We start from the raw sequence: 12,119 nt of genomic DNA on the forward strand, positions 1-12,119 counted from the left end.
GTACTCCTGCTGGCTGCCTGAAACATGAAGCTGTACGGGGGACGTATCTCACCCTTTCCGTGTGAAGGTCCAGTAAAAAGGCTGCCGTCCTTCACGGAAGGCCTTGGCCTCATAACGGGTGGGGGACCAGCCCTCAGGCCGTTCCAGTGCAGGGGCTGGCGCCTCGAAGAGGTCCTGCTGGCCCATCACTTCTGTGACCCACTCCTGATAGACGGGATGGTCGCTGGCCACTCGCCAGTGGGCACCGGGCTTGAGGAGTCTGGCCATCTGCCGGATGTTTTCGGGATGGATGAAACGCCGTTTGGCATGGCGTGCTTTCGGCCACGGGTCCGGGAACATGAGGTAGGCCCGGTCCAGGCAGCCATTGGGCAGGCCCTTCAGCAGCTGGCGGCCATCTTCCGCCCAGAGGCGCAGGTTGTCAGGACCGGTGGCCGTGGCCTCTTCGCCTTCGGGAATGATGCGGGAGAGGAGGGAGCAGACGCCGTTATCGAACACTTCCGAGGCGATGTAGCCTGTCTCGGGGTTCCGGGCCGCCTGATCGAAGGCATGTTCACCGCCACCGAATCCGATTTCCAGATAGAGCTTTGAAACCGGCTTCCCGAAGCCCTTCAGCGGGTCGGCCATGTTGCGGAAATGCACACGGGGCAGGGCCTCATCCAGCAGGCGCTGCTGGCGGGGGCGGAGAGGATGGCCACGCTGGCGGCCATAGAGACGTTCGGGCTGGGGTTTGATGTCGTCAGGCAACGGTCGATACACAGTCTGAAAATGGCAAAAAGCCCCCACCCTCAACGCATGGTCCATGCGGGTCGGGAGAAGGGGCCTGAAGGGTGGAGGGGGACAGCCCCCTCCATGGAGACAGACTCAGCGGTTGAGCGCGCTCTTGAGCTGCTCGGCCAGGTCGGTGTTCTCCCATGTGAAGTTGTCCAGAGTGGGGTCTGGAATACGGCCAAAATGCCCGTAGGCAGCCGTCTTGGCGTAGATGGGGCGGTTCAGGCGCAGGCGTTCACGGATGCCACGGGGAGAAAGGTCCACCATCTCGTTCAGCAGGGAGCCGAGGCGGACCTCATCCACATCCTTGCCGGAGCCGTCGAGATCGACATAGACGGAAAGCGGACGGGAGACGCCGATGGCGTAGCTGAGCTGGATGGTGCAGCGGTCGGCCAGACCGGCAGCTACCACGTTCTTGGCGAGGTAGCGGGCGGCATAGGCGGCGGAACGGTCCACCTTGGTGGGGTCCTTGCCGGAGAAAGCCCCGCCACCGTGAGGGGCGGCACCGCCATAGGTGTCCACGATGATCTTGCGGCCTGTCAGACCGGCATCACCATCCGGCCCACCGATGACGAAGTTGCCCGTCGGGTTGACGTAGAATTCGTGTTCCGGGCACATCCAGCCTTCCGGCAGGACTTCACGCACGGTCTCACGCACCATCTCACGGATGGTGTTCTGCCGCATTCCTTCGACATGCTGCGTGGAAACGACGACGGAAGTTGCGCCGACCGGCTTGCCATCCACATAGCGCAGCGTGACCTGGCTCTTGGCATCTGGCAGCAGGCCGACGCCACGGGCATCACCCTGCTTGCGGTAGTCCCGGATGCGCTCGAGGATGTTCTGGGCATAGAACAGGGGAGCAGGCATCAGCTCTTCTGTTTCACGTGTAGCGAAACCGAACATGATGCCCTGGTCACCGGCCCCTTCATCCTTGTCGCCTGCGCTGTCCACGCCGACGGCAATGTCAGCGGACTGGGCATGGAGGAAGGAGGTGATCTCGGCCTTTTTCCAGGAGAAGCCTTCCTGGTCGTAGCCGATGTCCTTGATGGCCTGACGGGCACGGTCGATCAGGGTGTCCTCCACAGCCTTGGGGCCACGGACTTCACCGGCCAGAATGACACGGTTGGTGGTAACCAGCGTTTCACAGGCTACACGGGCTTCCGGGTCGGCTTCAAGGTAAGCATCGAGGACGGTATCGGAGATACGGTCTGCCACCTTGTCGGGATGACCTTCGGAAACGGATTCAGACGTAAAGAGAAAATCGCCGTGATTGCGCACTCAGGGACCTCACAGGGAATGAGTGGTGAAAAGAGGCTGCCCCTGCCCCCCGAAAGGCACAAGTGACAGGAAGTAAGAGTTCTACCGCTTGGCTGAAAATACCCTCGAGGTCAAGAGCGGGCTTACTGCATGGCCGGGATGTGCTGTATGGGAGGGGCATGATGAATATGAGAGGATAGGTTTCAGAGTGACTGGATGTGCAGGGGAAAATGAAATCCTGTTCCGGGAAGAAGAGGATTTTCTCAGAACCCAGCTGATTACCTATCTGGGAAATAAAAGGGCGCTTCTGGATTTCATCGAGGCAGCCATCGTCGATGTGAAAACAAGGCTTGGCAAGGATCACATTGATTTTCTTGACCTTTTTTCAGGAACAGGCGTCGTGGCCCGCATGGCCAGACGCCATGCCAGATGTATCCACTGCAATGATCTTGAAGAGTACAGCTTCGTTACGAATACCTGCTACCAGACGAACAGGGGGGCTCTTGATATTCATGAGCTGGATCATGAAATCCGGCGGATCAGACAGGATGTTGAAACTAATTTCGAGCCGGGCTTCATTGCGAAATTATATGCTCCGCAGGATGATCGCACCATAAAATACGGAGAAAGAGTTTTTTACACGAGACGGAATGCCATTTTTCTGGACAGTTTTTGTAGAGCTCTTGCCAAGACACCGGATCATCTGAAACCGTATGTTCTTGCTCCGGTCATTGCCCAAGCTTCCGTGCACACGAATACATCTGGTGTTTTCAAGGGATTTTACAAGAATCGGGCCGGATTTGGTCAGTTTGGAGGAGATTCCCGCAATGCCTTGTCCCGCATCATGCGGAATATTGAGGTGGTTGCGCCGGTTCTGAGCCATTTTTCCTGTGAGTCGTTCATTCATAAGGGCGATGCGAATGACGTTGTAAGGGATGTTGGGAAGGTGGACATTGCCTATTTTGATCCCCCTTACAATCAGCATCCTTATGGATCGAACTATTTCATGCTGAATATCTTATGTGATTACAGGAGACCGCTTGATATCAGTCGGGTTTCCGGCATCCCGAAGGAGTGGAACAGATCTTTCTACAACAAGGCACGACATGCAGAGACATGTCTCTTTGATGCCATTGACAATGTGAAAGCCGATTTCGTGCTTATTTCCTATAATTCCGAAGGGTTCATCAAGCGTGACCGTTTTATATCGGAACTCTGGTCCTTGGGGAAGGTGAGTGTCATGGATACGTGTTACAACACGTTCCGTGGCTGCCGGAATCTGTCTGACAGGGACAGATATGTAACAGAGAATCTGTATCTGGTGGACAAAAGGTAAGGATACACGACCAGAAAGGACGGGATGGCATGTGGGACCTGCCTGTTGGCAGCTCCCACATGATGCAGGGGGCTCAGGGTGTGTTCAGTACGTCCTGCATCCCGTAAAGGCCGGGGGTGCGGCGGGGATCAGCCAGCCAGAGGGCGGCTTTCAGTGCCCCACGGGCGAAGACACGGCGGTCCAGCGCCCGGTGGGAGAGGGAGATTTCCTCATCAGCGGCAAAGAAGCGCAGATCATGCTCGCCAACAACCTGCCCGCCTCGCAGGGAGGCAAAGCCGATGGCACCATCAGGCCGTTTCCCGTTCTGATCCAGCCGCCTGACAGCCTCGAAGTCATCATCCCGGCCTGCGGCTACGGCTCGACCGATGGCCAGTGCCGTGCCAGAAGGTGCATCCAGCTTCTGGCGGTGATGGACTTCCAGAATTTCAGCATCGTAGTCCGGCAGGGCGGCACCGAGCTGACGGGCCAGGGAAAGCAGCATCGTCAGGGCCGGGGAGAAATTGGCCGCCTGTAGAACGGCTACCTGTCCGGCGGCTTCATGCACGGCCTGCTGGGCTGCTCCGTCCAGCCCTGTTGTGCCCAGAACCCAGGCACAGCCTGCCGCAGCGAAGGCTTTGGCATGGGCGGGGACAAGACTGGCATGGCTGACATCAATGATGACATCGCATCGGCTGGCCAGTTCTGATGCGCTGGAGACGATGTTGCGGGCAGGGTCTGCCGTGCGGGACAGGCCGCCAGCCAGAAGGGCCCCGGCCTCCTCGGCGCAGAGATGGCCAAGACGCCCTGTGATGCCAGCAATGCCGATGCTGGGGGAGGTGTTGCTCATCGTTGGTGTCCTTTACCGGTCAAGGAGCTTTTTGACACGGGCAAAGAAGCCGGTATGTTCCGGGCTGCCTTTGCTGTGGTCACCGCTTTCGGCCTCAAACTCCTCCAGCAGCTCACGCTGGCGCTTGGTCAGATGGCTGGGTGTTTCCACGGTGATGCGGATATACATGTCACCTCGTGCCTTGGAGTGCAGGACGGAGAAGCCCTTGCCACGCAGGCGGAAATTGTCGCCTGTCTGTGTCCCGGCAGGGATTTTCACCATTGTCCGGCCACCATCAATCAGCGGCACTTCGATCTCGTCGCCCAGAGCGGCCTGTGTCATGCGCAGGGGCACACGGCAGTGGATATTGGCTCCTTCACGCTCGAAGATGCTGTGACTGTCCACTGTGACCAGAACATAAAGGTCCCCGGGCTGGACACCTTCACCTCCGGCTTCGCCCTTGCCTGCCACACGGATGCGGGTGCCATCTTCGATCCCAGCCGGGATGTCGATTTTTACGGTCTCTCTGGCGGCTTCCGTACCGCTGCCGTGGCAGCTGTGGCATGGATTGCTGACAGTCTGGCCTGCGCCGTTACAGGTGGGGCAGGGGCGCTCCACCACGAAGAAGCCCTGCTGTACCCGCACGGCACCCTGCCCGTGACAGGTCTGGCAGGTCTGCCGGCTGGCGTTGGGATCGGCCGAACCTGAACCATGACAGCTGGAACATGCCTTGCGTGTGGCGATCTCGATCTCCCTGCTGATGCCTGAGAAGGCTTCCGTCAGGGAAATGTCGACCTGGACCTGTACATCCTCGGCCTGACGCTGCTGGCGGCCACGACGTCCGCCCATATTGAACATCTGCTCGAAAATGTCGCCCAGACCGCCAGCATCAAAACCGCCGAAGCCGCCACCAAAACCACCGGCTCCACCGCTGCCGCCCATACCGTTCTGGAAGGCATCATGGCCGAAACGGTCATAGGCGGCCCGTTTCTGGTCGTCTTTCAGCACTTCGTAAGCGGCATTGACTTCCTTGAATTTCAGCTCGGCCTTTTCGTCCCCCGGATTGCGGTCGGGATGGTAGCGCATGGCCAGCTTGCGATAGGCCTTTTTGATCTCTTCACCGCTTGCGGAGCGGGAGACACTGAGTGTCTCGTAATAATCCATCTGTGTAGCCATAGTGATCCTCAGTCACGCAGGAGAGCGGACACCCGGACAAGGCGTGCGGGGTGTGGCCTGCCGGAGCCGGACAGGTGCAAGGCCCTCAATGTAAAAAGGGCGCCTGTTCCCCGCAGAGAGAGGGAAACAAGACGCCAACCGCAGGAAAGGAGCCCGGCCTGCCGGCACGGACTCCGTCCCTTTTCAGCGATTATTTCTTTTTCTTGTCGTCAACATCTTCGAATTCAGCATCGACGACATCTTCGTCAGTCTTGCCACCGGCCTGATGTTCCTCACCGGCGGAGGCACCGGCCTGATGGACGGCCTGACCAACCTTCATGGCAACCTGTGTCAGATTCTCGCTGGCGCTCTTGATGGTCTCGGCATTGTCGCCTTCCAGAGCCTCGCGGGCCTTCTTGATGGCTTCCTCGGCTTCGGTCTTGTCAGCGGCCGGAACCTTGTCACCATTTTCGGAGAGGGTCTTCTCCGTCTGATGGATCATGGCTTCGGTGCTGTTACGCAGGTCCACCAGCTCACGGCGGGCCTTGTCAGCAGAGGCGTTCTCCTCAGCTTCCTTGACCATGCGATCAATGTCGGCATCGGAGAGACCACCATCGCTCTTGATGGAGATGTTCTGCTCCTTGCCTGTGGCCTTGTCCTTGGCGGAGACGTTCACGATACCGTTGGCGTCAATGTCGAAGGTCACTTCAATCTGCGGCACACCACGGGGAGCCGGAGCGATGCCTGTCAGGTCGAAGTTGCCGAGCAGCTTGTTGTCCGCAGCCATTTCGCGCTCACCCTGGAAGACCTTGATGGTCACGGCAGGCTGGTTGTCTTCGGCTGTGGAGAAGGTCTGGCTCTTCTTGGTCGGGATCGTCGTGTTGCGGTCGATCAGACGGGTGAAGACACCACCCAGCGTCTCGATACCGAGGGACAGCGGGGTCACGTCCAGCAGCAGCACGTCCTTCACGTCACCCTGGAGCACGCCACCCTGCACGGCGGCACCGATGGCAACCACTTCGTCCGGGTTCACGTTGCGGGCGGGTTCCTTGCCGAAGAACTCCTTCACGCTTTCCACGACCTTCGGCATACGGGTCTGGCCACCGACAAGGATGACTTCCTTGATGTCAGCCGGTGTCAGATCAGCATCCTTGAGGGCCTTGCGGCAGGGCTCCAGAGAGCGCTTGATGAGGTCTTCAACGAGGCTTTCCAGCTTCGCACGGGTCACCTTGACGACCAGATGCTTCGGACCGGAGGCATCTGCCGTGATGAAGGGCAGGTTGACTTCCGTTTCCTTGGCGGAGGACAGCTCGATCTTGGCCTTCTCGGCGGCTTCCTTCAGGCGCTGGAGGGCCATCTTGTCCGTGCGCAGGTCCAGACCCTGCTCACGCTTGAACTCGTCAGCCAGATAGTCGATCAGCTTGTTGTCGAAGTCTTCACCACCGAGGAAGGTATCACCATTGGTGGACTTCACCTCGATCACGCCATCGGAGATTTCGAGGATGGAGATGTCGAACGTACCACCACCAAGGTCATACACGGCCACGTTGCCGGAATCGCCCTTCTCGAGCCCGTAAGCGAGAGCGGCGGCGGTCGGCTCGTTGATGATGCGCTTGACGTCCAGACCAGCGATGCGGCCCGCATCACGGGTGGCCTGACGCTGTGCATCGTTGAAGTAGGCCGGAACGGTGATGACGGCTTCGGTCACCTTCTCGCCCAGATAGGCCTCTGCCGTCTCTTTCATCTTGCCGAGAACGAAGGCGGAAATCTGGGACGGAGCGTAGTTCTCACCACGGGCACGCACCCATGCATCGCCGTTGTCACCCTTCACGATTTCGTAGGGAACGGTCTTCTGGTCCTTGGCGACGGTCGGGTCATCGTAGCGGCGACCGATCAGACGCTTGACGGCATAAAGCGTGTTGGTGGGGTTGGTGACGGCCTGACGCTTGGCGGCCTGACCGACCAGACGCTCACCGCTATCTGTAAAGGCAACGACAGACGGCGTGGTGCGGGCACCTTCGCTGTTCTCGATCACCCTGTTCTCGTTACCCTCGCGGACTGCAACGCAGGAGTTGGTGGTCCCGAGGTCAATACCAATAATCTTGCCCATGGATATCTGTCCCTTTTCAGCGGCTTCCCACAACCCCTCAAGGCATTGGGAGAAGCCCTATTGCGACGTTATCAGGTCTGGGGGCAGGCCAAGGCCTGCAACACCCTTGCTGTTCGATCTGGGGAGGGGTGTCTTGTGTTTCAAGAGCAGGAATGGAAAAGATTTACAGTGTCCTGCTGGAGGTGTGAGGAGTTTCTTTTTGGTCAAGGTCTTCTTTTTCGGGTAAGGTCCCACCTTTACCCTGCAACCGGTTTCATCCATGGGAGCCTGTCTTCTGTCCTGTCTGTTTTCCCTGTTCCGCAAGGCGGGCCGTCTTCTGCCCCTGTTTTCCGAGCTGGGGCGGGGCCCGACCTGGTGTTCGGTTCTTTTTCTGCCGTCTGCTGCTTTTCTGCTGCTGTGTGCCTGCCAGCCCATAGGGCCGGAACATCTCCAGAATGATCAGCTGGCTTATTCCCGGGCACTGGGGGAAGTGCAGAAGCGTGAGATGCTGCTCAATATCGTGCGGCTGCGTTATGGCGAGCCGCCTGCGTTTCTTGACACGACACAGGTGATTGCCGGTTACAACTTCTCCCGCAGTGTTTCGGGGGGGTACTATGGCTATCCGGCTTCTGCTGTCAGCAATTACCTGTTTGGAACGGGGACACTTTCCCAGGCGGAAAATCCGACCATCACCTATCAGCCTCTGACAGGTGAGCAGTATGCGGAAAATGTGGTGCGTCCCATTTCGCCCACGGCCATCATGCCGCTCAGTCTTGGTGGCATGGCCATCGATACTCTCCTGCGGCTGACGGCACAGTCCATTGATGGATTGTCCAATGTGCGGGGTGTCGGGCCATTCGGGGGTGGGTCCGTGCGGTTCTACCTGCTTCTGCATGACCTGCGCCAGCTTCAGCTGGCCGGGGCGATGACGGTACGTATTTCTACCGATGACCCGGCTGCCTCCGGCAAGGGGGGGAAATCGGGTGCCAGCAGTGCAACCGGTCAGGGGAATGGCAATGCCGGGTCCGGCAATGGTGGCGGGGGATCAGGCAATACGTCTGGCGAGCATATCTATCTTGTGCTGACAACCACGGCGGACAGCAATCTTCAGGCCATACAGGGGGAGGTACGCCGCCTGCTGCATCTGGAGCCCAATACGGCGGAGGCGGAGATCGTCTATGGGCCATATCCGAAGAAACAGGGGCAGATCGCCATTCTCACACGGTCCATGCTCGCCATGCTGACCCAGCTTTCCTATGAGATGGAAGTGCCGGAGAAGGATGTCCGCTCCGGCAGGACCCTGCCGACCATCGGGCAGGTTGGCATCGAGAGCCGCCCTGAGGTTGCCATTCATTCCGGCAGGAATGAACCTGGGGAAAGCTATGTTTCCGTTTTCTATAAAAAGTGCTGGTACTGGATTTCCGATACGGATTTCCGTAGCAAGGAGGCATTCACCATGGTGCAGGTCCTCAGTACCCTTGCGGCAACCAGTCATGGCGGCGGTGCCGTCGTGACGATTCCGGCAGGGTGACCGGGCACGGGATGGGTGTGGACATAGCGGAAAAATGGTCATGAAGAAGAAACCGGTGATCCTTCAGATTCTGCCGGCATTGGGTATTGGCGGCCTTGAGCGTGGCGCCATCGACATGGCCGAAGCCATAAGTCAGGCCGGTGGCCGGGCGCTCGTGGCGGCGGAGAGTGGAGCTCTGCTGTCCCGTCTGCGGTATGTCGGTGGTGAGCATGTGGAGCTGGCGTTTCGCAAGAGGATGTCCCTGCGGTATTTTTTCAGCCGGGTGAAGGCCTTGCAGATGCTGATCCGGCAGGAGGGGGTCGATCTTGTCCATGCCCGGTCCCGGTATCCGGCTCTTGTGGCGGTTGTGGCCTGCCGTCGGGAGAAAGTGCCGTTGGTGACGACCTGGCACGGTGACCACCAGACGAATTTCTGGCTCAAGAAGTTCTATAATTCCGCTCTGGTACGGGGGCAGCGTGTCATTGCCGTTTCCGAGCATATCGGCGAGAGACTGCGGCATGATTACAGGGTTGGGGAGGACAGGCTGCGCATCATCCCCCGTGGCAGTGATCCGGAGATTTTTTCCCCGGGGGCGGTGAAAGGCCTCCAGATGCAGACGCTGCTGGAGCGCTGGCGGATTGGTGAGGAAAGCCGCATCATTCTCATGCCCGGCCGCATGACCCGCTGGAAAGGACAGGAATGTCTGATCGAGGCTCTTGGCTATCTGGCCACCCATCATCCGGGGCTGGACTGGGTCTGCGTCATGGTCGGGCCAGGGGAGGACAGCAGCTATGCCCGGATGCTGCACAGGATGGCCGAGGAGCGGGGCATAGCGACTCGTCTGCGTTTTGCTGGTCCCTGCCGGGACATGGCAGCGGCCTACCGGCTGGCGCATGTTGTGACGGTGCCTTCTCTCCGGCCTGAGCCCTTCGGGCGGGTGCCGGTGGAAGCACAGATGATGGGCTGCTGGGTGATCGGCTCGGCCCGTGGCGGCCTGAAAGAAACCATACAGCATGGTGAAAGCGGGACGCTTGTTCCGGCGGGGGACCATCGGGCGCTGGCCGGTGCCCTGAGGGAAGTGCTGGACGTGCCACCAGAACTTATGGCAGAGCGGCAGGACGAGATCCGTGCCCATGCTCTTGCCCATTATACCAAGCAGCACATGCAGCGGGCGACACTGGGCGTGTATGATGAGCTGCTTCCTGCTGGCTTGCGGGAAGCGTTTGTGCGCTTTCATGAGGAGAGGGATGCAGGTTCATGAAGCCTGAACAGGAGAGAAAGACCGGCGAAGCCCCCATGACAGCACGGCAGGAGCGCCAGCTGCGGGAAGCCCAGGCCCTGCGGGCCAACCTTCTGCGTCGCAAACAGCAGCAGCGCAGCCGTCCGGCCGTGTCTGGGCGTGTAACAGCCTCTGCCAGCCAGGGGGATCGCTGAGTGACCAGCCCGCGTCTGCCACTGCCATCGCGGCAGGAGGTTGCCCTCGGCATCATCACGGTGTTGTGGGGGGGGACCTACTACATCATCCAGATGGCGCTGAAGACTAGCGGTCCTCTGTTTTTCATCGGGGTCCGGTTCCTCATCGCTGCCCTGTTTGTGGTCTGTTTTGTCGGGCGCAAGCATATCATGCAGGGGATTCCACGTTCGGAGATATGGCGTGGCGGGCTGATCGGTATCGTGCTGGCTTTCGGTTACATCTGTCAGACGATCGGGCTGATGAGCATCACCAGCAGCCGTTCTGCCTTTCTGACAGCTCTCTATGTGCCATTGGTGCCACTGCTTCAGTGGATCATCCTGCGCAAGGCTCCGAGCAGGAGTGGGATTGCCGGCATTTTTCTTGCCTTCGTTGGGCTGGTTCTGCTGGCCGAGCCGTGGAAGACCGGCCTGACCATGAGCACGGGTGACGGCCTGACCCTGCTGGGGACTTTTTCTTACGCTTTTGAGATCATCTGCGTCGGGCTGTTCGCTCTTCACACGGATAGCCGCCGCATGGCGTTTGTCCAGCTTGTGGCGGGTGGACTTTTTGCTTTCTGTGCCATGCCGGTAATGGGAGAGCATGTGCCCGCCTTCAGCTGGGGCTGGATGGGGTGTGCGCTGGTGATGGGCATTGTGAGTGCGGCTACCCAGCTGGTGCTCAACTGGGCGCAGAAAACGGTCTCTCCCACCAAGGCGACCCTCATCTATTCCAGTGAGCCGATCTGGGGGGGGCTGGTTGGCTGGGTGACGGGTGACGTGTTGACGATGACCACGCTCATTGGGGCTGGTTTCATTGTGGCTGGTGTGCTGGCCAGTGAGGTAAAACCCCGCTGGCCCCGCTTCCGTCGGACGTTGCGTGGTGGTGCTGTGCGTGAACTGCCTTCGGAGAGGAAGCGTCGCCGTCGGCTCAGCATGTCTGAGCTGGTGATCCGTGGTTCATCGGGGGATTGACCCCCTCCGGGCCGTTCCTCCGCTTTGCGCCGGGGCAGACAGATGATATGACAGGGCAGGCCCGGCTGGTCGGGTCTGTCTCTGTCCGGGGGCGGTCTGTCCCTGTCAGGTTTTTGTCGATTTTCAGTAAGACATCACCATCCACAAGGGAGAACGGCCATGTCGATCATGCCTGACCACTGGATACGCCACATGGCGCAGGAACACGGCATGATAGAGCCGTTTGTCGAGGCGCAGAAGCGTGAGAAGGTCATTTCCTACGGGTTGTCCTCCTATGGGTATGATGCTCGTGTCGCTGATGAATTTCACATCTTCACAGATGTTGACAGTGCCGTGGTGGACCCCAAGAATTTCTCTGCTGACAGTTTCGTGACACGCCGCGGGGACATCATCATCCCGCCCAATAGTTTTGCACTGGCCCATACGGTGGAATATTTCCGCATCCCCCGTGATACGCTGGTCGTGTGCCTTGGCAAGTCCACCTATGCCCGCTGTGGGATCATCGTCAATGTCACACCGCTGGAGCCGGAATGGGAGGGGCAGGTGACCATCGAGATCAGCAATACCACCCCCTGCCAGCCCGTATCTATGCCAATGAGGGCATCTGCCAGTTTCTGTTTTTTCAGGGAGCCAGTCCTTGTGAAGTCAGCTATGCTGACCGTGCCGGAAAGTATATGCGCCAGTCCGGTGTAACGCCCCCGCGGCTTTAAAATTCAGACAAGCAGAGAACCTCATCCAGCCTGTGAGGCACGGTGATGGGATGAGGTATGGAGAG

At 59.2% G+C, this 12,119-nt stretch carries 10 protein-coding genes and 1 pseudogene; 6 read left to right on the forward strand and 5 right to left on the reverse strand.

Annotated elements, in window-relative coordinates; translation table 11 throughout:
• Nucleotides 1–48: 48 nt before the first annotated feature.
• Complete coding sequence (locus tag DTQ13_RS05630; RefSeq protein WP_192848555.1) at nt 49–801, reverse strand: tRNA (guanosine(46)-N(7))-methyltransferase TrmB; 753 nt, start codon at nt 799–801, stop codon at nt 49–51.
• A 60-nt stretch (nt 802–861) separates the two neighbouring features.
• Nucleotides 862–2,046: a methionine adenosyltransferase gene (gene metK, locus DTQ13_RS05635; protein ID WP_248460300.1), complete on the reverse strand. Its 1,185-nt coding sequence runs from the start codon at nt 2,044–2,046 to the stop codon at nt 862–864.
• 187 nt (nt 2,047–2,233) lie between these two features.
• Here metK and DTQ13_RS05640 point away from each other — a divergent pair, with 187 nt between their 5' ends.
• Nucleotides 2,234–3,361 (forward strand): DNA adenine methylase, encoded by a 1,128-nt coding sequence (locus tag DTQ13_RS05640; protein ID WP_248460301.1) that lies wholly within the window; start codon nt 2,234–2,236, stop codon nt 3,359–3,361.
• A gap of 73 nt (nt 3,362–3,434) precedes the next feature.
• Here the strand turns inward: DTQ13_RS05640 and dapB are convergent, their stop codons facing one another.
• From dapB to dnaK, 3 genes are all read right to left on the reverse strand, one after another.
• Nucleotides 3,435–4,187: a 4-hydroxy-tetrahydrodipicolinate reductase gene (dapB, locus tag DTQ13_RS05645; protein WP_248460302.1), complete on the reverse strand. Its 753-nt coding sequence runs from the start codon at nt 4,185–4,187 to the stop codon at nt 3,435–3,437.
• A 12-nt stretch (nt 4,188–4,199) separates the two neighbouring features.
• On the reverse strand, nt 4,200–5,342 hold the full coding sequence (gene dnaJ, locus DTQ13_RS05650; RefSeq protein WP_103765762.1) for a molecular chaperone DnaJ: 1,143 nt from the start codon (nt 5,340–5,342) through the stop codon (nt 4,200–4,202).
• A gap of 190 nt (nt 5,343–5,532) precedes the next feature.
• On the reverse strand, nt 5,533–7,431 hold the full coding sequence (dnaK, locus tag DTQ13_RS05655; RefSeq protein WP_248460303.1) for a molecular chaperone DnaK: 1,899 nt from the start codon (nt 7,429–7,431) through the stop codon (nt 5,533–5,535).
• Between the two features lie 484 nt (nt 7,432–7,915).
• Here dnaK and DTQ13_RS05660 point away from each other — a divergent pair, with 484 nt between their 5' ends.
• From DTQ13_RS05660 to dcd, 5 genes and pseudogenes are all read left to right on the forward strand, one after another.
• Nucleotides 7,916–8,941: a hypothetical protein gene (locus DTQ13_RS05660; RefSeq protein ID WP_043558785.1), complete on the forward strand. Its 1,026-nt coding sequence runs from the start codon at nt 7,916–7,918 to the stop codon at nt 8,939–8,941.
• A gap of 40 nt (nt 8,942–8,981) precedes the next feature.
• A complete protein-coding gene (locus DTQ13_RS05665) occupies nt 8,982–10,181 on the forward strand; it encodes a glycosyltransferase family 4 protein (protein WP_248460305.1) in 1,200 nt (399 codons plus the stop codon).
• Nucleotides 10,178–10,354, forward strand: coding sequence for a hypothetical protein (locus tag DTQ13_RS05670; protein WP_166651588.1), 177 nt, complete (start codon nt 10,178–10,180; stop codon nt 10,352–10,354). The genes DTQ13_RS05665 and DTQ13_RS05670 overlap by 4 nt, the downstream gene beginning before the upstream one ends.
• On the forward strand, nt 10,355–11,344 hold the full coding sequence (locus tag DTQ13_RS05675; RefSeq protein ID WP_227431401.1) for a DMT family transporter: 990 nt from the start codon (nt 10,355–10,357) through the stop codon (nt 11,342–11,344). It begins immediately after the preceding gene.
• A gap of 159 nt (nt 11,345–11,503) precedes the next feature.
• A pseudogene (gene dcd, locus DTQ13_RS05680) lies at nt 11,504–12,054 on the forward strand (dCTP deaminase).
• Nucleotides 12,055–12,119: the final 65 nt, after the last annotated feature.

Source organism: Parasaccharibacter sp. TMW 2.1888, assembly GCF_023167265.1.
Lineage (GTDB): Bacteria > Pseudomonadota > Alphaproteobacteria > Acetobacterales > Acetobacteraceae > Bombella > Bombella apis.

What these genes read in the sequence shown, in the direction of transcription:
- DTQ13_RS05670 (WP_166651588.1), top strand. Translation starts at nt 10,178, where the DNA reads ATGAAGCCTGAACAGGAGAGAAAGACCGGCGAAGCCCCCATGACAGCA.
- DTQ13_RS05665 (WP_248460305.1), top strand. Translation starts at nt 8,982, where the DNA reads ATGAAGAAGAAACCGGTGATCCTTCAGATTCTGCCGGCATTGGGTATT.
- dnaJ (WP_103765762.1), bottom strand. Translation starts at nt 5,342, where the DNA reads ATGGCTACACAGATGGATTATTACGAGACACTCAGTGTCTCCCGCTCC.
- DTQ13_RS05660 (WP_043558785.1), top strand. Translation starts at nt 7,916, where the DNA reads ATGCTGCTCAATATCGTGCGGCTGCGTTATGGCGAGCCGCCTGCGTTT.
- DTQ13_RS05630 (WP_192848555.1), bottom strand. Translation starts at nt 801, where the DNA reads ATGGACCATGCGTTGAGGGTGGGGGCTTTTTGCCATTTTCAGACTGTG.
- dapB (WP_248460302.1), bottom strand. Translation starts at nt 4,187, where the DNA reads ATGAGCAACACCTCCCCCAGCATCGGCATTGCTGGCATCACAGGGCGT.
- dnaK (WP_248460303.1), bottom strand. Translation starts at nt 7,431, where the DNA reads ATGGGCAAGATTATTGGTATTGACCTCGGGACCACCAACTCCTGCGTT.